This is a genomic window from Cupriavidus gilardii, from assembly GCF_013347325.1.
GTDB lineage: Bacteria > Pseudomonadota > Gammaproteobacteria > Burkholderiales > Burkholderiaceae > Cupriavidus > Cupriavidus gilardii.
This window is the reverse complement of record NZ_CP054626.1, coordinates 2569456-2593913: the sequence shown is the minus strand read 5'-3', so window position 1 is coordinate 2593913 and position 24458 is coordinate 2569456. Positions and strand designations below refer to the sequence as shown.

The following is a 24458-nucleotide window of genomic DNA, read 5'->3' as shown; positions in this document are numbered from 1 at the left end:
CATGAACACTCCGATTTCCACCGCGGCGTCGCAGGCCGCGCCACTGACCAAGACGCCGGCCAAGACCATGTTCGCGCTGGCGGCCTTCCTCGTGATCGGCCTGTGCGCGCCGTTCGCCGTGCAGTTCCTGGGCGGCAACTACTGGGTACGGGTGCTCGACTTCGCACTGCTGTACATCATGCTGGCGCTGGGGCTGAACATCGTGGTCGGCTTCGCCGGCCTGCTGGACCTGGGCTACATCGCCTTCTATGCGGTGGGCGCCTACCTGATGGCGCTGCTGGGCTCGCCGCACCTGGCCAACCAGTTCGAGACCATCGCCCAGCTGTTCCCGAACGGCTTCCATGTCAGCGTCTGGTGGGTGCTGCCATTGGCGGCGCTGGTCGCGGGCATCTTCGGCGTGCTGCTTGGCGCGCCGACGCTGAAGCTGCGCGGCGACTATCTGGCGATCGTCACGCTCGGCTTCGGCGAGATCATCCGCATCTTCATGAACAACCTGGACCGGCCGGTCAATATCACCAACGGCCCCAAGGGCATCACCGCGGTCGATCCAATCACGATCTTCGGCTTCAACTTCTCGAAGACGCACGAGTTCTTCGGCCTGAAGTTCACGCCGGTGTTCATGTACTACTACCTGCTGATCCTGCTGGTGGTGGCGATCGTGTTCGTGTCGCTGCGGCTGCAGAACTCGCGCATCGGCCGCGCCTGGGTGGCGATCCGCGAGGACGAGATCGCGGCCAAGGCGATGGGCATCAACACCCGCAACATCAAGCTGCTGGCGTTTGCCATGGGCGCGTCGTTCGGCGGCGTGTCGGGCGCGGTGTTCGGCGCCTTCCAGGGCTTCGTCTCGCCGGAATCGTTCACGCTGTGGGAATCGATCTACGTGCTGGCGATCGTGGTGCTTGGCGGCATGGGCCATATCCCGGGCGTGATCCTGGGCGGCATCCTGCTGATCGGCTTCCAGGAACTGCTGCGCGTGGTCGCCGAGCCGGTCCAGCGGATGATGTTCGGCGAGGTGATCGTCGACGCCGAGGTGCTGCGCCAGCTGCTGTTCGGCCTGGCGCTGGTCGGCGTGATGCTGTATCGCCCGGCGGGCCTGTGGCCATCGCCGCGCAAGGAAGACCGGCCGGTGGTTCGCCGCCCGGGTAGCGTTGGACGTCTGTGAAGCGGGAGGACCTGATGAGCAACGAAAACATCCTCCTGTCCGTCAAGGGAGTGAACAAGCGCTTCGGCGGGCTGCAGGCGCTGTCCGATGTGGGCCTGGAAATCCGGGCCGGCGAGATCTACGGCCTGATCGGCCCGAACGGCGCCGGCAAGACCACCTTCTTCAACGTGATCACCGGGCTCTACACGCCCGATTCCGGCGAATTCGTGCTGGACGGCAAGCCCTACCAGCCGACCGCGGTGCATGAAGTGGCAAAGGCCGGCATCGCCCGGACGTTCCAGAACATCCGCCTGTTCGGCGACATGACCGCGCTCGAGAACGTGATGGTCGGCCGCCACGTGCGGACCAAGGCCGGCGTAATCGGCGCGATCTTCCGCCCGCCGGCGGTGCGCCAGGAAGAGGAGGGCGTCGAGGACATGGCCCACGACCTGCTCGATTACGTCGGCATCGGCAAGTACGCCAACTTCACCTCGCGCAATCTGTCGTACGGCCACCAGCGCCGCCTCGAGATTGCCCGCGCACTGGCGACCGAGCCAAAGCTGTTGGCGCTCGACGAGCCCGCTGCCGGCATGAACGCGACCGAGAAGATCGAACTGCGCGGCCTGCTCGACAAGATCCGCAGCGACGGCCGCACGATCCTGCTGATCGAGCACGACGTGAAGCTGGTGATGGGACTGTGCGACCGCATGACCGTGCTGGACTACGGCAAGGTCATCGCACAGGGCCTGCCGCACGATGTCCAGAACAACCCGGCGGTGATCGAGGCCTACCTCGGCACTTCGGCCCACTGACGGGGGAGCAGCCAATGAAAGAAACACTACTGAAGATCGCCGGACTGAAGGTCGCGTACGGCGGCATCCAGGCCGTCAAGGGCATCGACCTGGAAATCCGCGACGGCGAGCTCGTCACGCTGATCGGCGCCAATGGCGCCGGCAAGACCACCACGATGAAGGCCATCACCGGCCTGCAGCCGTGGGCCGGCGGCGACGTCGAATACCTGGGCCGTTCGATCAAGGGCGTGCCCAGCTACGACTTGCTGAAGCAGGGCCTGGCGATGGTGCCGGAAGGCCGCGGCGTGTTCGCGCGCATGACCATCACCGAGAACCTGCTGATGGGCGCCTTCACGCGCAAGGACGAGGCCGGCATCAAGGACGATATTGACCGCATGTTCGGCATCTTTCCGCGCCTGAAGGAACGCGCGAATCAGCTGGCCGGCACCATGTCGGGTGGCGAGCAGCAGATGCTGGCGATGGCTCGCGCGCTGATGAGCCAGCCGCGCCTGCTGCTGCTGGACGAACCGTCGATGGGCCTGTCGCCGATCATGGTCGAGAAGATCTTCGAGGTCGTGCGCGATATCTCGAGCCAGGGCGTCACGGTGCTGCTGGTCGAGCAGAACGCTCGCCTGGCCCTGCAGGCCGCCGACCGCGGCTATGTGATGGAGTCCGGCCTGATCACGATGAACGGCAACGCCGCCGACATGCTCGACGACCCGAAGGTGCGCGCCGCCTACCTCGGCGAATGAGTCCGTCGCGATAGGAACGGCGGCCGCATGCCGCCGCGCCGTACCAAGCCCCGCCATGCCTGCATGCGCGGGGCTTTTTTACTCGGTCCAGCGTTTCCTTTTCGTGTCTTGCAAGGAGTTGTAATGATGAGGTGTCCGATCTGTGCCGCAGGAGGTTCGCGCCGCATGATCGTCTCGTCGAACACGCTTGATGCGGCGCTACCGCAGTAGGTAATTACCGCTCCGCCGGCGCCGGCCGGATCGAATTGTGCGACGACACCACCTGCCAACCCTGCGGAGTGCGGACGAACACATCGGTGAAGACGACGTCGGTCGGCCTGGCCTTCGCGTTGGGCCGATAACGGTTGACGCCGGTGACGACCGCGCTGTCGCGGAACGTGCGTACCTTCAGTTCGGTCAGCGTCTGGCTGGAGCCGGGCGGCGGGGGGCCTGCCGATAGCGATTCGGCGCGGTTGCGCATGCCGCCCAGCGGAGAGATGTTGACGAAGGTGGGATGGAGCAGCCGCTCCAGCGCGGCGCGGTCGCCCGACTCGGTGGCGGCCAGCCAGTCGTGCTCGGCCTTCAGGATGGCGGCGTGGTCCGCGGCCTCGTCGGCCATGGCCGGTTCGGCGGCCAGGGTGCCGAGCAGCGCCAGGGCCGCCACGGCAAACGTAGTAGCCAGCCCGCGCCTGTGCGAATGGAGGCGACCGCCCATTGTTGTTCTCCTGGACCTGGATGGCATCAGTATAGGCAAGCGAATATCACCGTCGTCCCCACGCGCGGCGGGTGGCGGTCGAACACAGGCGAGCCAATGAAAAAGCCGCCCTGCCATCGCAGCAGGGCGGCCGTGTTCCGATCTATCGCTGTTGCCGGCCGCAGTCGACGGCCGGTGCAGCAAGATCAGGCCAGCGCCTTCAGCAGCGTCCGCAGCATGCCGATCATCTGATCGATTTCCTCGCGGGTCACGTTCAGCGCCGGCATGAAGCGCAGCAGGTTCGGGCGCGGCGAATTGAGCAGCAGGCCGTCGGGCTGCATCTCGCGCGCCTGTTCGACCAGTTGCGGGCCGATGTCCTTGCCCAGCATCAGCGCGCGCAGCAGGCCTTCGCCCCGTTCGCCGGCCAGGCCGAATTCGCTGGACAGCGCCAGCAGCTGCTCGCGCAGATACGCGCCTTTCTCCTGCACTTGCTGCAGGAAGCCCGGCGCCAGCAACTGCTCGAACACCGCGCTGCCGACCGCGCACATCAGCGGATTGCCGTTGTAGGTACCGCCCTGGTCGCCGGCCTCGAAGCTCGCCACCTCGGCCTTGCACAGCAGGGCCGACAGCGGCACGCCGCCACCGATGCCCTTGCCCAGCGTCATGATGTCCGGCTCGACGTTCGACAGTTCGTACGCGAACAGCGTGCCGCAGCGGCCGCAGCCCGCCTGCACCTCGTCGACGATGAACAGCAGCTTGTGCTTGTCGGCCAGCGCGCGCAGCCCTTGCATGAACTCGCGCGTGGCCGGCACCACGCCGCTCTCGCCCTGCACCGGTTCGAGCATGATGCCGACCGTCTTGTCGTTGATCAGCGCCTCGACCGAAGCCAGGTCATTGAGCTGGGCCTTCGGGAAGCCCGGCACCTGCGGCGCGAAGATCGTGTCCCAGCCGGCCTTGCCGGACGCGCTCATGGTCGCCAGCGTGCGGCCATGGAAGCTGTGGTCCATCGTGATGATCTCGTAGGCGCCGTTCTTGTGCTTGCGCCCCCATTTGCGCGCCAGCTTGATCGCGCCCTCGTTGGCCTCCGCGCCGCTGTTGGCGAAGAACACCTTGTCGAAGCAGCTGTGGTCGGTCAGCGTCTTGGCCAGCCGCAGCATCGGTTCGTTGTAGAAGGCCGGGCTCGGGTTGATCAGCTTGCGGGACTGCTCGTTCAGCGCCGCGATCATGCCCTCGTTGGAGTGGCCCAGGCAGTTGACGGCCCAGCCCTGCACGAAGTCCAGATAGCGCTTGCCCTGATGGTCCGTCAGCCACGAGCCCTTGCCCTCGGTGAAGACGAGCTCGGGCCGGTTGGTGATGTACATCAGCGATTGGACGGGATACTCAGCAAATGCCATGGCGGACTCCAGAGATCGGCAAACAAGGAAAAGGGAAGGGCGGCAAAACAAAAAAGCCACGGGGGTGACCCGTGGCTTGATGACCTGAACAGACGCTGTCGACGGTCAGCCGCGTGGCACCCTGGCGGGATGCGACGTACGGAAGCTGCGTCGGATGTTGGCGTGGTTCATGCGGCCAACTATAAGACGCAGTCGCCCCAGTGTCAAAGACGACGGTGGCGGTCCGGGGCGTCATTGTTGTTCTCGCGAAACGGTGGCGCGGTGCTGGGGGGGCGGGCGCAGGTTCGGGCCGGGTGCGATCCTGGCCGGCCGGGCCGCGCCGCAAGCCGTGGTTCAGGCCGCGCCGGCCGGATGCAGGTCAGCCTCGGAGGTGAACGAGTCGGCGAAGAACGCATCCTCGTGCAGCGCGCACTGGGCGGTGAAGTCGCGCCGCGCCGAATCGACCATCACCGGTGCGCCGCACGCATAGACCTCGTGGTCCGACAGATCGGGGTAGTCGGCCATCACGGCCTGGTGGACGAAGCCGGTGCGGCCGTCCCAGTCGTCCTCGGGCAGCGCGTCCGAGACCACCGGCACATAGCGGAAGTTCGGCAGGTCGCGCGCCCACTGCTCGCACAGCGCATGCATGTACAGGTCGCGCGGGCGGCGGCCGCCCCAGTACAGCGTCATCGGCCGCGTGATGCCGGTGTAGGCCGCGTGCTCGACGATCGCCTTGATCGGCGCGAAGCCGGTGCCCGAGGCCAGCAGGATGATCGGCTTGTCCGAGTCCTCGCGCAGGAAGAAGCTGCCCAGCGGACCTTCGAAGCGCAGGATGTCGCGCTCCTTCATCGCCGGCTGTCCTTCGCGCGCGCCGAACACGTAGTCGGTGAAGGCGCCGCCCGGCATATGGCGGAAATGCAGTTCGATCGGGCCTTCCTCGTGCGGCGGCGTGGCGATCGAATAGCTGCGGCGCTTGCCGTCGCGCAGCAGGAATTCGACGTACTGGCCGGCCAGGTATTGCAGGCGCTCGGTGGCCGGCAGCTGCAGCTTCGCGACGATGACGTCTTCGGCCACGCGCTCCAGCGACTGCACGCGGCACGGCACCTTCTTGATCGGGATATCGCCGGCACCATGGACCTCGCGGCATTCGATGGTCACGTCCGACGCCGCGTTGGCGCAGCAGAACAGCGCGCGGCCCTCGGTCTTTTCCTGCGCGGTCAGCGCGGAGGCGGCATGGTCGCCCTGGACGATGTCGCCGGCGGTGACGCGGCCCTTGCACGAACCGCAGGCGCCGTTCTTGCACCCGTAGGGCAGGCCGATGCCTTGACGCAGCGCCGCCGACAGGATGGTTTCGTTCGCTTCCGCCTCGAACTGGCGGCCGCTCGGCAGCACGGTTACTTGATAAGCCATAATCTCTCGATGAGCAAAGATCTGTCGCCACCCCGTCTGGCCCGCCCGCGATTGCTGATCGTGGGTTGCGGGGACGTAGGCATGCGTTGCCTGCAAATGCTTGCCCCGCGCTGGCGCGTGTTCGCCGTGACCTCGCAGCCCGGCCGCGTGGCGGCCTTGCGGGCGGCGGGCGCGGTGCCGCTGGTGGCGAACCTCGACGAGCCGGCCACGCTGAAACGCCTGCATGGCCTGGCCGATCGCGTGTTGCACCTGGCGCCGCCGCCGGCGCGCGGCGATGACGATCCGCGTACCGTCGCACTGTTGCGGGCGCTGCGGCGCAGCGCATGGCGCCGCCCCGCGCGGGAACCCCGCATTCTACCCGAGCGGCCAGGGCGCCGGACCGGCGCGGCCGGCACCGGCCGCGCACCGGCGCTGGTCTATGCCAGCACCAGCGGCGTCTACGGCGACCGCGGCGGCGCGCGCATCGGCGAGGCACAGCCGGTACGGCCGCAGACCGCGCGGGCACGCCGCCGCGTCGCTGCCGAGCGGGCGGTGCGGGCCTTCGGCCGAGCCAGTGGCTGGCGCGCCGGCATCGTGCGGATTCCCGGCATCTACGCCGCAGACCGCCTGCCAGTGGCGCGCCTGCTCAAGGGCACGCCGGCGCTGGTGCCCGAGGACGACGTCTACACCAACCACATCCACGCCGACGACCTGGCGCGCGCGATGATCGCCGCGCTGCTGCGCGGCAGGCCGCAGCGCGTCGTCCATGCCAGCGACGACAGCGAACTGCGGATGGCCGACTATTTCGATCTGGTGGCCGACCGCCGCGGGCTGCCGCGGCCGCCCCGGCTGTCGCGCCAGCAGATCCGCGAGGCCGTGGAGCCGGCGCTGCTGAGCTTCATGAGCGAATCGCGCCGGCTCGACAACGCGCGGCTCAAGCGCGAGCTGCGGCTGCGGCTGCGCTATCCGACGGTTCACCACTTCTTCGAAACCTGATCCGCTCCGGGTGCCTGGAGCCCTTTGAAGCCATCGCGCCGCCGCGATGGCATGGCGATTGCGTCATTCCGCTTCGCTAACCTGTCTATACAGCATATTGGGGCACGATGCCCGCAGGCCGTGCCGGAACGTCACCACGATGGTGCGAAACAACCGTTGCCAAGGCCTCGGCCGATGCCGCCGCTCCATCCACCTGCCCGTTATCGCTTTCCCTATCAGGGTTTGCGAGGAGCGTCCGGAATTCGGCACGGTCATTGGCGGCGTCTTTCCGGAAGGGCGAAGCCGGGATCTTTCGTCTCCTTGACTTGTATATACAGGATTGCTACATTGCCCGGAAACCGACCGGCGCCCCGACCGAGGACGCCGGCACGACCCGGGCGGGCCCGCCAGCCGGCGGCGCCGTTCGCGACACCAAAGGAGCCAGACAGTGCAGATGCAGAAGCGGAAGTTGGGGAATCAAGGGGGCGCCGGCCGTGCGCTCGGTTGGCTGGCCACGCTGGCGCTCGCCGCCGGGGCCGGCGCGGCGCAGGCCCAGACCACCAAGGTGGCGCTGGGCATGAGCGGCTGGACCGGCTTCGCGCCGCTGACGCTGGCCGCCAAGGCCGGCATCTTCGAGAAGCACGGCGTCGAGGTCGACATCAAGATGATTCCGCAGAAGGACCGCCATCTGGCGCTGGCCTCGGGCGCGATCCAGTGCGCGGCGACCACGGTGGAAACGCATGTGGCCTGGAACGCCAACGGCGTGCCGATCACGCAGATCGTGCAGCTCGACAAGTCCTACGGCGCCGACGGATTGGCGGTGCGCAGCGACGTCAAGTCCTTCGCCGACCTGAAGGGCAAGACCATCGGCGTCGATGCGCCGGGCACCGCGCCGTATTTCGGGCTGGCGTGGATGCTGAAGAAGAACGGCATGACCATCAAGGACGTCAAGACCACCACGCTGTCGCCGCAGGCGGCCGCGCAGGCCTTCGTCTCGGGCCAGAACGATGCGGCGATGACCTACGAGCCGTACCTGTCGACGGTGCGGCAGAACCCGGAGAAGGGCAAGATCCTCGCGACCACGCTCGACTATCCGATGGTGATGGACACGCTCGGCTGCACCCCGAAATGGTTGAAGGACAACCCGAAGGCCGCGCAGGCGCTGGTCGACGGCTACTTCGAAGCATTGGAGATGATTCGCAAGGACCCGGCCAAGTCCAACGAGATCATGGGCGCCGCGGTCAAGCAGACCGCCGAGCAGTTCGCCAAGTCCGCCTCGTATCTGCGCTGGCAGGACCGCGAGGCCAATCGCAAGTTCTTCGCCGGCGAGCTGGCGGAGTTCAGCAAGGAAGCCGCCGCGGTGCTGCTCGACGTCGGCGTGATCCGCAAGGTGCCGGACGTGACCGCCCTGTATGACCCGCGGTTCATCCGCTAAGCGCCGGGAGCCGCGATGACACAACCGTTGCACGCCGATTCGCTGCGGGCCGTCGCGCCCGACAGCCCGGCGCCCGTCAGGACGATGCCGGCCGCGCCGCGTGCGCGCCGGACCCATCCGTGGCTGACGCCGCTGACCCCGGTCTCGCCGCCCACCCGCTGGGTGCTGGGCCTGGGCTTCTTCGTGCTGTTCTTCGCCGTCTGGGGCGCGGTGACGCTGGGCGGCCTGGTGCCGCCGACCTTCCTCGCCGATCCGATGACGATGGCGCGCGAGGCGTGGCTGCTGTTTACCGAGTATGGCTTTCTCGGCGACATCGGCATGACCGTCTGGCGCGTGCTGGGCGGCTTCGTGCTGGCCGCCGTGCTGGCGGTGCCGCTGGGCATCCTGATGGGCGCCTACAAGGCGGCCGAAGCCTTCTTCGAGCCCTTCGTCTCGTTCTGCCGCTACCTGCCGGCCTCGGCCTTCATTCCGCTGCTGATCCTGTGGGCTGGCATTGGCGAGACGCAGAAGCTGCTGGTGATCTTCATCGGCTCGTTCTTCCAGATCGTGCTGATGGTGGCCGTCACCGTGGGCGGCGCGCGCCGCGACCTGGTCGAGGCGGCCTATACGCTTGGCGCCAACAGCGCCGGCATCGTCAAGCGCGTGCTGATTCCCGGCGCCGCGCCCGGCATCGCCGAAATCCTGCGGCTGGTGCTCGGCTGGGCCTGGACCTATGTGATCGTCGCCGAGCTGATCGGCTCGTCGTCCGGCATCGGCCACATGATCACCGACAGCCAGGCGCTGCTCAATACCGGGCAGATCATCTTCGGCATCATCGTGATCGGCTGCATCGGCCTCGTCTCTGACCTGCTGTTCAAGCTCGCCAACCAGCGGCTGTTTCCGTGGAGCACCATTCAATGAGCGCGCTGTCGATCCAGCAGGTGTCGCGCACCTTCGTCAATCCGCGCGGCGGCCAGACCCAGGCCTTGCTGCCGGTGGACTTCGAGGTCCGCGAGAACGACTTCGTCACCATCCTCGGGCCTTCGGGTTGCGGCAAATCGACGTTGCTGCGCATCGTCGCCGGCCTGGACTCGCCCACCTCGGGCCGCGTGCTGCTCGACGGCGAGCCGGTCACCGGACCCGGCGCCGACCGCGGCATGGTGTTCCAGTCCTATACGCTGTTCCCGTGGCTGACGATCGAGCAGAACGTCCGCTTCGGCCTGCGCGAGCGTGGCATGAGCGTGGCGGAGCAGCGCGTGCGCAGCGATTTCTTCATCGCCCGCGTGGGCCTGCGCGGCTTCGAGCATCACTATCCGAAGCAGCTGTCGGGCGGCATGCAGCAGCGCACCGCGATTGCGCGGGCGCTGGCCAACGATCCGAAGATCCTGCTGCTCGACGAACCATTTGGCGCGCTCGACAACCAGACCCGCGTGCTGATGCAGGAACTGCTGCTCGGCATCTGGGAAAGCGCGCGCAAGACGGTGTTGTTTGTCACGCACGATATCGACGAGGCGATCTTCATGGCCAACCGGGTTGCGGTATTCTCTGCGCGGCCCGGACGGATCAAGACCGAAATCGCCGTCGACTTCGCCCATCCGCGGCACTACACGATCAAGACCTCGCCGGAGTTCTCGGCGTTGAAGGCGCGGCTGACCGAAGAGATCCGTGCCGAGGCGATGGCCTCGGCCGAGCATTGAGCCGGCCCATGATGTCCACCCGCCCGCGCACCGACACGCCCACCGACACGCCCGCCGACGCGCGCGTCGACCCACGCAACCTCTGACCATGACCGTAGAAGCCGGCACCCGCCACCCCGCCAACCGCCCCGACGCCAACGGCCACCGCCCGTCGCCCGATGCCACGCCGACCGCGCTGTACCAGCAGGTCAAGGAGTACATCGCGCGCCAGATCCAGAGCGGCGCCTGGCAGCCGGGCGATCGTGTGCCGTCGGAGCAGGAGCTGGTCAACCGCTTCGCCGTGTCGCGGATGACGGTCAACCGCGCGCTGCGCGAGCTCGCCGAGCAGGGCAGGGTGGTGCGGGTCGCGGGCGTCGGTACCTTCGTCGCGGAACACAAGCCGCAGTCGACGCTGCTGTCGGTCGTCAACCTGCAGGACGAGATCCGCATGCGCGGGCACGACTACGCCTGCGACGTGATCCTGGTCGAGCGCGCCTCGGCCTCGATCGAGGTGGCGGCGGCGCTCGACCTGCGCACCGGCGAGTCGGTCTTCCATTCGGTGTGCGTGCATCGCGAGGACGGCGTGCCGGTGCAGCTGGAGGATCGCTACGTGAACCCGCGCGTGGCGCCCGACTTCATCAACCAGGACTTCAGCGGCGTCAAGCCGGGCGAATACCTGCTGCGGCATGTGCCGTACGACCAGGTCGAGCACGTGGTCGACGCGGTCGCGGCAACGCCCGAGCAGGCCAGCCAGCTGGAGATGCCGGTGACTCAACCCTGCCTGCTGCTGACGCGGCGCACCTGGACCGCCGGCACGCCGGTGACCTTCGTGCGCTGCCTGCATCCGGGCAATCGCTATCGGCTCGGCAGCCGTTTCCGTGCCGATGGCAATCCGGCGTTCGGCTAGCGCCCGGCCTTGCGGCCGGGTGGCGCTTTCCACCGTACGCTGCCGAACCTGACTTCGATCTCGATTCGACCTAATCTGATTTAAGCCGTACCAAGCTGTATAGACAGGACCATACAATGACAACGCCACACTCCGCTTCCCAATCGACCCAGGCGCAATCCACGCTGACCCTGCATCCCGGCGAGGTCTCCCTCGCCGAACTGCGCCGCATCTACCGCGGCGAGGTCCGGCTCGCGATGGCGGATTCCGCCTGGGCCGACGTGCGCGCCGCCCAGGCCACCGTGCAGCAGATCGTCGACACCGACGCGGTCGTCTACGGCATCAACACCGGCTTCGGCAAACTGGCCAACACGCGCATCCCGCACGACAAGCTGGCCGAGCTGCAGCGCAACCTGGTGCTGTCGCACAGCGTCGGTACCGGCCGCGATCTGCCCGCCGATACGGTGCGCCTGATCCTCGCGACCAAGGCGGTCAGCCTGGCGCGCGGCCATTCGGGCGTGCGTCCGGAACTGATCGAGGCGCTGCTGGCGCTGGCCAACCACGGCGTCACGCCGTGCATTCCGGCCAAGGGCTCGGTGGGCGCCTCGGGCGACCTCGCGCCGCTGGCGCATCTGTCGTGCACGCTGATCGGCGTCGGCGAGGCCATCGTCGATGGCCGCCGCCTGCCGGCGGTCGAGGCGCTGGCGCATGCCGGCCTGAAGCCGTTCGAGCTCGGGCCGAAGGAAGGACTGGCGCTGCTGAACGGCACCCAGGTATCGACGGCGCTGGCACTGGCGGGCCTGTTCGCCGCCGAAGACGCGTTCGCTGCGGGCCTGGTGGCGGGCGCGCTGTCGCTCGAGGCGATCAAGGGCTCGGTCAAGCCGTTCGACGCCCGCATCCACGCCGCGCGCGGCCAGGCCGGCCAGATCGCGGTCGCCGGCGCGGTGCGCGAGCTGCTGGCGGGCAGCGAGATCGTCGACTCGCACCGCGAGTGCGGCCGCGTGCAGGACCCGTATTCGATCCGCTGCCAGCCGCAGGTGATGGGCGCCTGCCTGGACAACCTGCGCCACGCGGCGCGCGTGCTGCAGATCGAGGCCAATGCCGCGTCGGACAACCCGCTGGTGTTTTCCGAGCAGGGCGACGTGGTGTCCGGCGGCAACTTCCACGCCGAGCCGGTGGCGTTCGCCGCCGACATCATCGCGCTGGCGCTGGCCGAGATCGGCGCGATTTCCGAGCGGCGCCTGGCGCTGCTGCTCGACACCGGCCTGTCGGGCCTGCCGCCGTTCCTGGTGCGCGACGGCGGCCTGCATTCGGGCTTCATGATCGCGCAGGTCACCGCCGCCGCGCTGGCCTCCGAGAACAAGTCGCTGGCCCATCCGTCCAGCGTCGACAGCCTGCCGACCTCGGCCAACCAGGAGGATCACGTGTCGATGGCCACTTACGGCGCGCGCCGGCTCGGCGACATGGCGGAGAACACCGCCGTCGTGGTCGGCATCGAGGCGATGGCAGCCGCGCAAGGCATCGAATTCCACCGGCCGCTGAAGTCCTCGCCGCTGATCGAGACCGAACTGGCCCGCATCCGCGAGCGCGTCGATTTCGTCGAGGTGGACCGCTATCTGGCGCCCGATATCGAGGCGATGAAGCAATGGGTGCTGCAGGGCGACGCGGGCGCGGGCTGGCCGCAGGCGGTGCGTGCCGTGCTGCCGGCGCAGGGCGAAGCGGGCTGACGCGGGCGCCCGCAAACCGAGGCCGCCCGACACCACCGAACGAAACACCACCGAACGAGACACCAGCAAAGCAGGAGAACCGAACATGAACGCCAACGAACAGCAATTCCTCGCACGCGGCCAGCGCGAAATCCGCGCGCCGCGCGGCACCGAGCTGCACTGCAAGAACTGGCTGATCGAAGCCGCCTATCGCATGATCCAGAACAACCTGGACCCGGACGTCGCCGAGCGGCCGCAGGACCTGGTCGTCTACGGCGGCATCGGCAAGGCCGCGCGCAACTGGGAATGCTTCGACGCGATCCTCGACAGCCTGCGCCGCCTGGGCGAGGACGAATCGCTGCTGGTGCAGTCCGGCAAGCCGGTCGGCGTGTTCCGCACGCATGCCGATGCACCGCGCGTGCTGATCGCCAACTCGAACCTGGTGCCGCACTGGGCCAACTGGGACAAGTTCAACGAGCTCGATCGCGCCGGCCTGATGATGTACGGCCAGATGACCGCCGGCTCGTGGATCTACATCGGCACGCAAGGCATCGTGCAGGGCACCTATGAAACCTTCGTCGAGGCGGGCCGCCAGCACTACGGCGGCGACCTGTCCGGCAAGTGGATCCTGACCGCGGGCCTGGGCGGCATGGGCGGCGCGCAGCCGCTGGCCGGCGTGCTGGCCGGCGCTTGCGTGCTGGCGATCGAATGCCAGGAGTCGCGCATCGATTTCCGCATCCGGACGCGCTATCTGGACAAGAAGGCCACCACGCTGGACGAGGCGCTGGCGATGATCGCCGAGGCCACCGCCAGCAAGCAGGCGATCTCGGTGGGCCTGCTCGGCAATGCCGCCGAGATCGTGCCCGAGCTGGTCAAGCGCGCGCAGGCCGGCGGCATGCGGCCCGATATCGTCACCGACCAGACCTCGGCGCACGACCTCGTCAACGGCTATCTGCCGGCCGGCTGGACCGTCGAGCAATGGGAAGCCGCGCGCAAGGCCGATCCGAAGGCGGTGGAAGCCGCGGCGCGCCCGTCGATCGTCGAGCACGTCAAGGCGATGCTCGCCTTCCAGCAGATGGGCGTGCCGACGCTGGACTACGGCAACAACATCCGCCAGGTCGCCTTCGACGAGGGCGTCAAGAACGCCTTCGACTTCCCGGGCTTCGTGCCGGCCTATATCCGTCCGCTGTTCTGCCGCGGCAAGGGCCCGTTCCGCTGGGTCGCGCTGTCCGGCGATCCGGAGGACATTTACAAGACCGACGCCAAGATGAAGGAGCTGTTCCCCGAGGACAAGCACCTGCACCGCTGGCTCGACATGGCGCGCGAGCGCATCGCCTTCCAGGGCCTGCCGGCGCGCATCTGCTGGGTCGGCCTGGACGAGCGCCATCGCGCGGGCCTGGCCTTCAACGAGATGGTCAAGTCCGGCGAGCTGAAGGCGCCGGTGGTGATCGGCCGCGACCATCTGGACTGCGGCTCGGTGGCCTCGCCCAACCGCGAGACCGAGGCGATGAAGGACGGCTCGGATGCCGTCTCCGACTGGCCGCTGCTCAACGCGCTGCTCAATACCGCGGGCGGTGCGACATGGGTCAGCCTGCACCACGGCGGCGGCGTCGGCATGGGCTTCTCGCAGCATAGCGGCGTGGTGATCGTCTGCGACGGCACCGATGCCGCCGCCCGCCGCATCGAGCGCGTGCTGTGGAACGACCCCGCCACCGGCGTGATGCGCCACGCCGACGCGGGCTACGACATCGCGATCGACTGCGCGCGCGAGAAGGGCCTGAACCTGCCGATGGTCAACCGCGGATGAGCGCGACGCCGTCGCAACCACCGCAACCGGGGCGGCCACGGCGCTTTGCGCTGGCCGAGCTGACGCCGATGCCGTGGAAGAACGGCGGCGGTACCACGCGCGAGATCGCCGCGTGGCCGCCCGCCGCCGGGCTCGACGCGTTCGACTGGCGCCTGAGCATCGCCGATATCGCGGCCGATGGCCCGTTCTCGGCGTTCCCCGGCATCGACCGCCAGATCGTGCTGCTCGATGGCGCCGGCGTGCGCCTGCAAGCGCGCGATGGCAGCTTCGATCATCGTCTGGTGGCGGTCGGCGAGCCGTTCGCCTTTGCCGGCGAAGCGACCGTCGATGCCACGCTGCTGGGCGGACCGACGTGCGACTTCAATGTGATGACGCGGCGCGGCCGCTGCCGCGCGCGTGTGCAGTGCACCGGCGCGGCCATCGACAGCGCCGAGGTCCAGGCAGATACGACGGTCGTGCTCTATGTGCTGGCCGGCCGCTGGCGAAGCGATCACGCGCGAAGTGCCGACGCCGATGTGCTGCCGGTGGGCAGCGGCTTGTTGCTGCCACCCGGCAGCGCCTTCCGCTGGCTGCCCGAAGATCAGGGCGCCCGCTGCCTCGTCGTCAGGCTGCAATCGACGCAGCCATCCTCCGATAGGGAAACCCAGTCATGACGCAGTCCGCTGAAGAATTCGCTGTCGATGCCGGCGTATCGCGTGCGCCATCGGCCGACGGCGTCTGGCATCGCTGCCATCTGCTGCCGGATGCCGACCCTGCCAACGCCATCCGCGATGCCGCGCTGGTCGTCGAGCAGGGTCGTATTGCTTGGCTCGGCAAGCAGGCCGAGTTGCCCGAGGCCTACCGCAGCCTGCCGCACCACGATGCCAACGGCGCGTGGATCACGCCCGGCCTGATCGATTGCCACACGCATCTGGTCTATGGCGGCCAGCGCGCCGACGAATTCGCGATGCGGCTCGCCGGCGCCAGCTACGAGGACATCGCCCGCGCCGGCGGCGGCATCGTCTCGACCGTGCGTGCCACGCGCGCCGCCGGCGAAGATGCGCTGTTCGCGCAGGCCGCGACGCGGCTGGCGCCGCTGCTGGCCGAGGGCGTCACCGCGATCGAGATCAAGTCGGGCTATGGACTGGACCTCGCCACCGAGCGCAAGCAGTTGCGCGTCGCGCGGCGGCTCGGCCAGGCGTTCGGCGTGGCGGTGCATACGACCTTCCTCGGCGCGCATGCCCTGCCGCCCGAATACGCCAATCGCGCCGACGACTACATCGCGCTGGTCTGCGACACGATGCTGCCGGCGCTGGCGCAGGAAGGACTGGTCGATGCGGTCGACGCCTTCTGCGAGGGCATCGGCTTCTCGCCGGCGCAGACCGAGCGCGTGTTCGAGGCCGCGCACCGGCATGGGCTGCCGGCCAAGCTGCATGCCGAACAGCTGAGCAATCTCGGCGGCGCCGCGCTGGCGGCCCGCTATCGCGCCTTGTCGGCCGACCATCTGGAACATCTGGACGAGGCCGGCGTCGCGGCGATGGCCGAGGCGGGGACCGTCGCCGTGCTGCTGCCCGGCGCCTACTATTTCCTGCGCGACACGCATCTTCCGCCGATCGCGCTGCTGCGCCAGTACGGCGTGCCGATCGCGCTGTCGACCGACCATAACCCCGGCACGTCGCCGGTGACCTCGCTGCTGCTGATGCTCAATATGGCCTGCACGCTGTTCCGCATGACGGTGCCCGAGGTGCTCGCCGGCGTCACCACGCACGCCGCGCGCGCGCTCGGCGCCAGCGATCGGCATGGCCTGCTGGCACCGGGACGCGGCGCGGATTTTGCGCTGTGGCGCGTCGATTCGCCGGCCGAGCTGGCCTACTGGTTCGGCCGCAATCCGCTGGCCGCCGTGGTGCGCCAGGGGCGCGTGTTTGCCGGACCCGCAGGAGTGTCGAGATGAGTCCAGTCCCCGATCGAACGCTGTTCGCCGCCGAGGCGCTGCTGCCCGATGGCTGGGCCAGCAACGTGCTGCTGAGCTGGGACGCCGACGGCAAGCTGACCGCCGTGACGCCCAACGCCGCGCCCGCCGCCGGCACGCCGCGCGCCGCAGGGCCGGTGCTCCCCGGCATGACCAATCTGCATTCGCACGCCTTCCAGCGCGGCTTCGCCGGCCTGACCGAGTTCCGCTCGGCCGCCGACGATTCGTTCTGGAGCTGGCGCGAGCTGATGTACCGCTTTGCGCTGCGGCTGGCGCCCGAGACGCTGGAGGCGATCGCCACGCAGCTCTATATCGAGATGCTGCGCGCCGGCTATACCAGCGTCTGCGAATTCCACTATGTCCATCACCAGGCCGACGGCACGCCGTACGCCGATCCGGCCGAGATGTCGCTGCGCCTGCTGCGCGCCGCGGAGCGCGCGGGCATCGGCATCACGCTGCTGCCGGTGCTGTACCAGAGCGCGGGCTTCGGCCCCAAGCCTCCGCTGGCCGAACAACGCCGCTTCCTGCACGAGACCGACGCGATGCTGGCGCTGTTGCAGCGGCTGGCACCGGCTTGCACGGGAGCGGCGCGGCTTGGTCTCGCGCCACACTCGCTGCGCGCGGTGCCGCCCGACAGCCTGCGTGCCGCGGTGGCCGGGCTGCATGCGATGGACCCGACCGCGCCGGTGCACATCCATATCGCCGAGCAGCAACGCGAGGTCGACGAATGCCTGGCGTGGTGCGGCACGCGGCCGGTGGACTGGCTGCTGGACCATGCGCCGGTCGACGCGCGCTGGTGCCTGGTGCATGCGACCCATCTGGACTGGGACGAGCGCCGGCGCCTGGCGAACAGCGGCGCGGTGGCCGGCATCTGTCCGACCACCGAAGCCAATCTCGGCGATGGCGTGTTCGATGCCGCGCCCTATCTGGAGCAGGGCGGCGCATGGGGCATCGGCTCGGACAGCCATGCGAGCGTCAGCGTCAGCGAGGAGCTGCGGCTGTTCGAATACGGGCAGCGGCTCGCGCTGCAGAAGCGCAACGTGCTTGCTTCGAGCCGCCATCCGCAGGTGGCCGATCGGCTCTATCTCGATGCGGCGGCCGGCGGTGCGCGGGCGGCGGGACGTGCGGTGGGCGGGCTGGCGGCCGGACAGCAGGCGGACTTCGTCGTGCTGGACGGCAATCATCCGACGCTGGCCGGCCTGCGCGGCGAGCAGGCGCTGGCCGTCCACGTGTTCGCCAATCACGGACATGAGACACTAGCGGAAGTCCGCAGCGCGGGACGCCGCCGCGTGCAGGGCGGCGTCCATGCCTTGCAGGCCGAAGCGGGCGCGGCCTTCGCCAGCGCGCGTGCCAGCCTGCTGGCGCCATGACGGTGACCGTCGACGGCGACTATGCCGCAGCCCCGGACCGCATTCCAGACGAACCCTGATCTTGCCACCGGCAACGCCGCACCGGCTCGCGGCCGGCGGCGATGCCACTCGTAGCAGCAATATGACTTCCTTCTCCACCGATACCCCGGCCTTCACGCTGCAGCGCGGCACGCGCCCGCTGCTGATCTCGATGCCCCATGTGGGTACCTATCTGCCGCCGTCGGTCGCCGACCGGCTGACCGATGAGGCGCGCACCGTGCCGGATACCGACTGGCACATGGACCGGCTCTATGGCTTCGCGCGTGAACTCGGCGCGTCGGTCCTGATGGCGACGCACTCGCGCTATGTGGTCGACCTGAACCGCCCGCCCGACAACGCCAACCTGTATCCGGGCCAGGACACCACCGGGCTCTGTCCGGTCGATACCTTCGACAAGACGCCGCTGTATGCGAACGGCGTGGGTCCCGACGAAACCGAGATCTTCGCGCGCCGTGACGCGGTCTGGCGTCCCTATCACGATGCGCTGGCCGGCGAACTGGCGCGGCTGCGCGCGGAGCACGGCACGATCGCGCTGTGGGACGCGCATTCGATCCGCTCGGTGCTGCCGCGCTTCTTCGACGGCAAGCTGCCCGACTTCAATCTGGGCACCGCCAACGGCGCCAGCTGCGATGCGGCGCTGGCCGACCAGGTCGCGAAGATCGCCGGCGAAGCGCAGGGCTATACGTCGGTGCTGAACGGACGCTTCAAGGGCGGCTATATCACCCGCCAGTACGGGCAGCCCGCGCAGGGCGTGCATGCGATCCAGCTCGAGCTGTCGCAATGCACCTATATGAGTGAGCAATATCCGTTTGACTACGACGAAGCGCTGGCGGGCAAGCTGCAGCCGACGCTGCGGCGGATGCTCGAGGCCGTGCTGGCCTTCGTCGAGGCGCGCTGATGGCGCGTTGATGGCGCGCTGATGGCGTGCCGATGGCGTGCCGATGGCGTGCTGGCATCGGCAAACAGAGACGGCGCATGCCGTCTCTGTTCTCGCGCCAACGTCATTTCCCGCTGCGCAGCCGCTCCTCGATATGCTGGGCGCGCTGCAGCGAACCGGGGTGCGTGCTCAGCATGCTCGATTGCCCGCCGTCGAGCGCCGCCATCTTGCGGAAGGCGGTCACCAGGGCCTCCCGATTGGACTTGTTCTTCGTCAGCAGATCGAAGGAATAGTCGTCCGCCGCGGTTTCCTGCCGCTGCGAGAACTGCGAGTTGACCAGCGTCTCGGCCAGCTCGCCCAACTGCGACGACGACAGCGCGTTTAGCGTCGCGCTGCCCGCGGCGCCCAGCACGCCGCGCGCGGCAGCGGTCGCGTAGGCCACCTGCATCGCCGCCTTGGTATGGCCGAGCGCCACGTGGCCGATCTCGTGCCCGACCACGCCGCGTACTTCGTCATCGGTCATCATGTCCATCAGCCCGCTGTAGATCCGCACGCAGCCGTTGGCCATCGCCCAGGCATTCACTTCCTTGGTCTCGTAGACCTTGGCGTCGAGCGGCAGGCCGGTGTTCTGCAGGCCCGCCATGATCTTGGTCAGGCGCTGCCCATAGGTGCTCGTCGGCGCGGCGATCTTGTTCTTCTTGTCCATCTCGGCGCACGACTGGTCCGACAGCGTCTTGATATTGGCGTCGGACAGCGTCGCGGCGGTGAACAGGCTGCCGCCGGCCTGCGTCAGGCCCTGCATGTCGGCGCCGGCGCATCCGGCGAGCAGGGCGGCCGCGAGGGTCGCGAGCAGGGGGGCCTTGGCGCGCAAGGCGGTGCGGCGTGGCATGGCTGGGGTCATGGCGGATCCTCTTGATGCTGGAGAATCCAGCAGCATACGCAGCCCAGCCGCGACCCGGTAGCGGGCGATGTCCGACGTAGCGAAGATCACTCGTCTCGGCAATGGGGCGTCATGTCGCCGCGTACGGCATTTTGGCGGCATGTCGGCGGCATGACCCCATGGCGTTACAGGTACCGAACCACGGTCTCCGCCGGCAAACGGGACTTCGGCAGCGCCGCATTGAAGTCGCTGTCCGCGCGATAGCCAAGGCCGACCAGCACCACGCTGGTGTACCCGGCCTCGCGCAGGTTCAGTTCGTCGTCGAGCGCGCCTGCGTCGAATCCTTCCATCGGCGTCGCGTCGATGCCCAGCGTGGCGGCGCCCAGCAGCAGCGTGCCGAGCGCCAGATAGACCTGCTTCTCCATCCAGTGCTGCAGGTCCTTTTGCGTATAGCGATGCAGATCGACGAAGCCTTGCCGGGTCTTGCGCTGGTTCCCGCGCGCCTCGGGCGTCTGGAAGCGGCCGTCGCGCTCCTCCTGGTCGAGGATGACGTCCAGCTGCGCGTCCGGCAGGCCGGTGCGCGCGCACAGCACGATCACGTGCGACGCGTTCTCGATCTTCGGCGCGTTGTAGGCGTAAGGCCCTTGCGCGCCGGCCTTGGCGATGCGCGCCTTCGCCGCGGCGCTGCCCGCGACCACGAAGTGCCACGGCTGCGAGTTGACGGACGAGGGGCTGTAGCGCAGCAGCGTGATCAGCTCCTGCAGATCGCTGTCGGATACCTTGCCGGCAGGATCGAATGCCTTGGTGGTATAGCGGGTGCGGGCGAGATCGGAAAGGGACATGGGCATGCTCTTGATATTGGTATGTCGTGTGCGTCTGTTGTCGGGATGAGGAGGCGCCGGTGCTCAGAATCCTTCGAGCACGACCTTGCCGCGCGCGCGGCCGCTTTCGATCAGCGCATGGGCGCGGCGCAGGTTGGCGGCGTTGATCGTGCCGAAGTGTTCGCCGAGCGTGGTGCGGATCGTGCCGGCGTCGATCAGCTGCGCGACGCGGGTCAGCAGTTCGTGCTGGCGGATCATGTCCGGCGTCTCGAACATCGGCCGCGCAAACATGAATTCCCAATGCAGCGACAGCGACTTGCGCTTCATCGGCATCACGTCGAGCGTGGCGGGATCGTCGATCACCGCGAGCTGACCCTGCGGCGCCAGCACGTCGATCAATTGCAGGTAGTGTTGTTCGGTATGGGTCAGACTGGCCACATGCTCGACCTGCGGCACGCCGATGCGCTCCAGTTCTTCACGCAAGGGCCTGGTGTGGTCGATCACGTGATGGGCGCCGAGCGACATCACCCAGTCGCGCGTCTCCGGACGCGATGCCGTGCCGATCACGGTCAGGCCGGTCAGCTGGCGCGCGAGCTGGGTCAGGATCGAGCCGACGCCGCCGCCGGCGCCGACGATCAGCAGGTGCTGGCCCGCGCCGCCGTGCTCGGGAACGCGCAGCCGGTCGAACAGCAGTTCCCACGCGGTGATCGTCGTCAGCGGCAATGCCGCGGCTTCGGCGTCCGACAGCGAGGCCGGCTTGCGCGCGGCGATGCGTTCGTCGACGAGGCAGTACTCCGCATTGCTGCCGGCACGCGTGATCGAGCCGGCGAAGTAGACGTCGTCACCCGGCGCGAACAGCGTGACCGCGCTGCCGACGCGGACGACCTTGCCGACCGCGTCCCAGCCCAGCACGCGCATGGCCGCGACCGCGGACGATGCCCGGACCTTGGTATCGACCGGGTTGACTGCGATGGCGCGCACCTGCACCAGCAGGTCGCGCGGACCGGGTTCGGGCGTCGGCAGATCGATGTCGATCAGCGCGGCCGGGTCGTCGATCGGCAGGCCGTGCTGGAGGTAGGCGATGGCTTTCATGTGGGCTCCGTGACTTGAGGAGAGGGTTTGCCTGGTCGGTGCCGCTATCTTGCGCCGTCGCCGCCTATCCGGTAAGCGGTAAAATCCACCAGCACTTTCTCTCGTGGAGTGAAGATGATCCGCCTCGAAGACCTGACCCTGTTCGTGCGCAGCGCCGCCCTCGGCAGCTTTTCCAGCGCCGCGCGCGAGGCCGATCTGCTGCCGGGACAGGTCAGCGCCGCCGTCAAGCGGCTGGAGCGCGATCTCGATATCCGGCTGTTCGCCCGTTCCACGCGCAGCCTGCGCCTGACCGCCGAGGGCGAGCGCTATCTGCCCTACGCGCAGGAAGTGCTGGCCACGCTGAACGAGGGCCGCGACCGGCTGCGCGGCGATGGCGCCGCACTCAGCGGGCTGCTGCGCGTCACGGCGCCGTCCGACCTCGGCCGCAATGTGCTGCTGCCCTGGATCACCGAATTCCGCCGCGCCCATCCCGACCTGACGCTGCGGCTCTATCTGTCCGACCATGTGACCGACGTCTTCCGCGATCCGATCGATGTCGCGATCCGCTACGGGCGCATCGAGGAGGCCAGCTATGTAGCCTTGCCGCTGGCGCCGGAAAACCGCCGCGTGCTGATCGCCTCGCCGGCCTATCTGGCCCGGCATGGCCGCCCGCAATCGCTTGATGAACTGGCCGCGCATCGCTGCCTGCTGTACCACCTGAGCGGCCGCGTCTACGACAAATGGCCGTTCGAAACCGCGCGGGGCCGACGCCTGGTCGAGGTCAAGGGCAGCCTGTACACCGACGACGCCGACGTGGTCCGCCGCTGGGCGGTGCAGGGCGAGGGCATCGCCTACAAGTCATGGCTCGACGTCTGCGGCGACGTGCAGGCCGGCCGCCTGACCGTGCTGCTGCCGCACGAGCCGGGCGAAAGCACGCCGCTGCAACTGGTCTGCCCGCACCGCAAGCAGTTCTCGCCGGCCGTGCGGCAATTGCAGGCGCTGCTGAAGGAGCGGTGCGCGGCGTTGACTGCGCTGTATGCGGCGGCGGTGGCTTGAGCCGCTTGTCGCTGCCGCGATCGAAAACCGTCGCGTCAGGTCTCTGCCGGCGCGGCTAGCTCGTAGCTCGTGCTGCGGCCACCAGCCGCTGACTTCTGCAGCACGCCGTGTTGCACCACCTCATTGATGTCGCGCAGCGCCGTATCGTTCGAACATTTGCCGATGGCGGCCCATTTCGCGCTCGTCAGCTTGCCCTCGAAGCCGTCCAGCAAGCGGTTCAGCACCTTGATTTGCCGCTCGTTCATCGGCACCGTCGCGGCCCGCTGCCAGAAGCGCGCCTTGAGCAGCACCCGATCCAGTGTCTTGTTGGCCTGCAACACGGCCGCGTGCAACGTCGCGAGAAACCAGGCAAGCCACTGCGTGATATCGAGAGTGCCTTTCTGGGTCCGCTCAAGGATTTCGTAGTAGGCCTTGCGCTCTCGCTGGATTTGCGCGGAGAGGCTATAGAAGCGCGCTGCGGCGTGCCGTCGGCGCGCGCAAGCAGCAGGTCGCCAATCGCGCGCGCGATGTCTTCACGACGTCTTCGGTCAGGACCGCGAGGCACGCTTCGTTTCTGAAGCCCATGCCGAGATCGGCCAGTCGGCCAAGCAGACGGCCCTGAGCGCGGGTGGTCTCCGCCATGGGGGTCGCCAGGGCGGCCAGGTCGTACTGCCACCGCGGCCAGTGCGGAGATTGCCAGACGTATTCCCCGTAATTCATGCGGAGATGATGGGTCGTATTCCCTGCACGGTTAAATTTATGACCTAAAAAAGCACATAAAAAGCGAGCTACGCGGCCTTTCCAATGTTTCCGAGCGACCGTCGCGGCGTCGCCGGTGGGCTCATCACCGCCGACGGCATCAGGTCGGCGATGACCTGCCGCAGCCAGGCATTGGCCGGATCGCGGTGGTAGCGCACGTGCCAATGCTGCTTGACCTCGTAGCGCGGGATCTCGTACGGCAGGGCGAGCAGCCGGATGGGCTCGCGCGACTGCATCACGGCAGCGTAGTGCCGAGGCACCGTGGCGAGCAGTTCGGTCTCGCCGACGATCTGGGCCAGGGCCAGGAAGCTGGGCACGTGCAGGGCGACGCGCGGTGACGCGCCATGACGGGCGAGGGCCTTGTCCAGGATGACGGTGTGGCCAGTGCCCGTGGCGGCCACCGTTGCATGCCGCTCGCGCCGATAGACCGCCTTAGACAGTGTCTTGCCGATGCGAGGATGCGAGCGGCTGGCGATGCAGACAAAGTCCTGCTCGAACAGGGCGCGCTGATAAAAGCCCGCCTCCAGCTGCGGCATGTAGCCGACCGCGACATCGACCGCGCCTTCCTCGAGCCGCCGCGCGCTGTCGGCGGTGATGCGTTCCGCATCGATGTCGATGCCCGGCGCATGGCGCTGCAGGTAATTGAGCAGCCGCGGCAGCAAGGCGATTTCTCCCAGATCCGTCATGCAGATCCGGAACGAACGCTTCGCCTTGGCGGGATCGAAGGCCGACGCGGTGCGGGCCTGTTCGAGCATCGCGCGGACCTCGCGCAGCACCTTGTGCAGGGCGTCGGCCCGGGGCGTCGGCAATACCCCGCGCGCGGTGCGCGTGAACAGCGGATCGCCATAGTAGGCACGCAAGCGGTTCAGCGCCGTGCTCGCCGCGCCTTGCGTCATGCCGAGCTTGTCCGCCGCGCGCGACACGCTGCCGGCCTTGTAGACCTCGTCGAATACCGCAATCCACTCCAGGTCCAGCGACGCCATCGGATGTCTCCGCACAGGGATATCGAAAAATTGGATAGATGGTATCCCGCGGCGCTGTTGCTGGCGAGGCTGGCCGGCACAAGAATGGGTTG

22 protein-coding genes and 2 pseudogenes are annotated in these 24458 nt (G+C 68.2%); 15 read left to right on the top strand and 9 right to left on the bottom strand.

Features of this window, described 5'->3' with window-relative positions; translation table 11 throughout:
* Position 1: 1 nt before the first annotated feature.
* The 3 genes from FOB47_RS21840 to FOB47_RS21830 are packed head-to-tail and all read left to right on the top strand — an operon-like array spanning position 2 to position 2684.
* The gene (locus FOB47_RS21840; RefSeq protein WP_064576501.1) at positions 2 to 1162 is read left to right on the top strand and encodes an ABC transporter permease subunit; all 1161 of its coding nucleotides are present in this window, start codon (positions 2 to 4) and stop codon (positions 1160 to 1162) included.
* A 14-nt stretch (positions 1163 to 1176) separates the two neighbouring features.
* A complete protein-coding gene (locus tag FOB47_RS21835; protein WP_006575655.1) occupies positions 1177 to 1953 on the top strand; it encodes an ABC transporter ATP-binding protein in 777 nt (258 codons plus the stop codon).
* A gap of 14 nt (positions 1954 to 1967) precedes the next feature.
* Complete coding sequence (locus tag FOB47_RS21830) at positions 1968 to 2684, top strand: ABC transporter ATP-binding protein (RefSeq protein WP_006575654.1); 717 nt, start codon at positions 1968 to 1970, stop codon at positions 2682 to 2684.
* A gap of 214 nt (positions 2685 to 2898) precedes the next feature.
* On the opposite strand, the gene FOB47_RS21825 is transcribed toward FOB47_RS21830, so the two are convergent.
* From FOB47_RS21825 to FOB47_RS21815, 3 genes are all read right to left on the bottom strand, one after another.
* Positions 2899 to 3378 carry a nuclear transport factor 2 family protein gene (locus FOB47_RS21825; protein WP_174782115.1) on the bottom strand — a complete coding sequence of 160 codons (480 nt, stop codon included), beginning with the start codon at positions 3376 to 3378 and terminating at the stop codon, positions 2899 to 2901.
* A gap of 185 nt (positions 3379 to 3563) precedes the next feature.
* Positions 3564 to 4751 (bottom strand): acetylornithine transaminase, encoded by a 1188-nt coding sequence (locus FOB47_RS21820; protein ID WP_064576500.1) that lies wholly within the window; start codon positions 4749 to 4751, stop codon positions 3564 to 3566.
* Between the two features lie 333 nt (positions 4752 to 5084).
* Positions 5085 to 6140, bottom strand: a complete 1056-nt coding sequence (locus tag FOB47_RS21815) for a CDP-6-deoxy-delta-3,4-glucoseen reductase (RefSeq protein ID WP_064576499.1) — start codon at positions 6138 to 6140, stop codon at positions 5085 to 5087.
* 9 nt (positions 6141 to 6149) lie between these two features.
* On the opposite strand from FOB47_RS21815, the gene FOB47_RS21810 reads away from it, so the two are divergent.
* The 11 genes from FOB47_RS21810 to hutG all read left to right on the top strand — a co-directional run bounded on the left by FOB47_RS21810 (position 6150) and on the right by hutG (position 18838).
* A complete protein-coding gene (locus FOB47_RS21810; protein WP_174782114.1) occupies positions 6150 to 7115 on the top strand; it encodes an NAD-dependent epimerase/dehydratase family protein in 966 nt (321 codons plus the stop codon).
* 433 nt (positions 7116 to 7548) lie between these two features.
* A complete protein-coding gene (locus FOB47_RS21805) occupies positions 7549 to 8529 on the top strand; it encodes an ABC transporter substrate-binding protein (RefSeq protein ID WP_244959361.1) in 981 nt (326 codons plus the stop codon).
* A gap of 15 nt (positions 8530 to 8544) precedes the next feature.
* A complete protein-coding gene (locus FOB47_RS21800) occupies positions 8545 to 9429 on the top strand; it encodes an ABC transporter permease (RefSeq protein ID WP_390884845.1) in 885 nt (294 codons plus the stop codon).
* Positions 9426 to 10205: an ABC transporter ATP-binding protein gene (locus tag FOB47_RS21795; RefSeq protein ID WP_174782113.1), complete on the top strand. Its 780-nt coding sequence runs from the start codon at positions 9426 to 9428 to the stop codon at positions 10203 to 10205. Before FOB47_RS21800 ends, FOB47_RS21795 begins: the two co-directional genes overlap by 4 nt.
* 88 nt (positions 10206 to 10293) lie before the next feature.
* The gene (hutC, locus tag FOB47_RS21790; RefSeq protein ID WP_244959360.1) at positions 10294 to 11091 is read left to right on the top strand and encodes a histidine utilization repressor; all 798 of its coding nucleotides are present in this window, start codon (positions 10294 to 10296) and stop codon (positions 11089 to 11091) included.
* Between the two features lie 116 nt (positions 11092 to 11207).
* Positions 11208 to 12797 (top strand): histidine ammonia-lyase, encoded by a 1590-nt coding sequence (hutH, locus tag FOB47_RS21785; RefSeq protein ID WP_064576496.1) that lies wholly within the window; start codon positions 11208 to 11210, stop codon positions 12795 to 12797.
* A gap of 85 nt (positions 12798 to 12882) precedes the next feature.
* Complete coding sequence (gene hutU / locus FOB47_RS21780) at positions 12883 to 14583, top strand: urocanate hydratase (protein WP_006579074.1); 1701 nt, start codon at positions 12883 to 12885, stop codon at positions 14581 to 14583.
* Positions 14580 to 15236: a HutD/Ves family protein gene (locus tag FOB47_RS21775; protein WP_174782112.1), complete on the top strand. Its 657-nt coding sequence runs from the start codon at positions 14580 to 14582 to the stop codon at positions 15234 to 15236. Before hutU ends, FOB47_RS21775 begins: the two co-directional genes overlap by 4 nt.
* Positions 15233 to 16513, top strand: a complete 1281-nt coding sequence (hutI, locus tag FOB47_RS21770; protein WP_174782111.1) for an imidazolonepropionase — start codon at positions 15233 to 15235, stop codon at positions 16511 to 16513. Before FOB47_RS21775 ends, hutI begins: the two co-directional genes overlap by 4 nt.
* Positions 16510 to 17901 (top strand): formimidoylglutamate deiminase, encoded by a 1392-nt coding sequence (locus tag FOB47_RS21765; protein ID WP_174782110.1) that lies wholly within the window; start codon positions 16510 to 16512, stop codon positions 17899 to 17901. The genes hutI and FOB47_RS21765 overlap by 4 nt, the downstream gene beginning before the upstream one ends.
* 121 nt (positions 17902 to 18022) lie before the next feature.
* Complete coding sequence (hutG, locus tag FOB47_RS21760; protein ID WP_064576491.1) at positions 18023 to 18838, top strand: N-formylglutamate deformylase; 816 nt, start codon at positions 18023 to 18025, stop codon at positions 18836 to 18838.
* A gap of 103 nt (positions 18839 to 18941) precedes the next feature.
* Here the strand turns inward: hutG and loiP are convergent, their stop codons facing one another.
* The 3 genes from loiP to FOB47_RS21745 all read right to left on the bottom strand — a co-directional run bounded on the left by loiP (position 18942) and on the right by FOB47_RS21745 (position 21610).
* Positions 18942 to 19706 carry a metalloprotease LoiP gene (gene loiP, locus FOB47_RS21755; RefSeq protein ID WP_006576427.1) on the bottom strand — a complete coding sequence of 255 codons (765 nt, stop codon included), beginning with the start codon at positions 19704 to 19706 and terminating at the stop codon, positions 18942 to 18944.
* Positions 19707 to 19882: 176 nt separating this feature from the next.
* On the bottom strand, positions 19883 to 20539 hold the full coding sequence (nfsB, locus tag FOB47_RS21750) for an oxygen-insensitive NAD(P)H nitroreductase (protein WP_006576428.1): 657 nt from the start codon (positions 20537 to 20539) through the stop codon (positions 19883 to 19885).
* A 63-nt stretch (positions 20540 to 20602) separates the two neighbouring features.
* Entirely contained in the window at positions 20603 to 21610 is a 1008-nt protein-coding gene (locus tag FOB47_RS21745) for a zinc-binding alcohol dehydrogenase family protein (protein WP_174782109.1), read from the bottom strand.
* A 114-nt stretch (positions 21611 to 21724) separates the two neighbouring features.
* Here FOB47_RS21745 and FOB47_RS21740 point away from each other — a divergent pair, with 114 nt between their 5' ends.
* A complete protein-coding gene (locus FOB47_RS21740) occupies positions 21725 to 22645 on the top strand; it encodes a LysR family transcriptional regulator (RefSeq protein WP_043437170.1) in 921 nt (306 codons plus the stop codon).
* A 35-nt stretch (positions 22646 to 22680) separates the two neighbouring features.
* Here the strand turns inward: FOB47_RS21740 and FOB47_RS21735 are convergent.
* The 3 genes and pseudogenes from FOB47_RS21735 to FOB47_RS21730 all read right to left on the bottom strand — a co-directional run.
* Positions 22681 to 23153: pseudogene (locus FOB47_RS21735) on the bottom strand (Fic family protein); the annotation flags it as partial.
* A gap of 56 nt (positions 23154 to 23209) precedes the next feature.
* Positions 23210 to 23344 (bottom strand): annotated as a pseudogene (locus FOB47_RS26405) (DUF4172 domain-containing protein); the annotation flags it as partial.
* A 68-nt stretch (positions 23345 to 23412) separates the two neighbouring features.
* A complete protein-coding gene (locus tag FOB47_RS21730) occupies positions 23413 to 24366 on the bottom strand; it encodes a LysR family transcriptional regulator (RefSeq protein ID WP_174782108.1) in 954 nt (317 codons plus the stop codon).
* Positions 24367 to 24458: the final 92 nt, after the last annotated feature.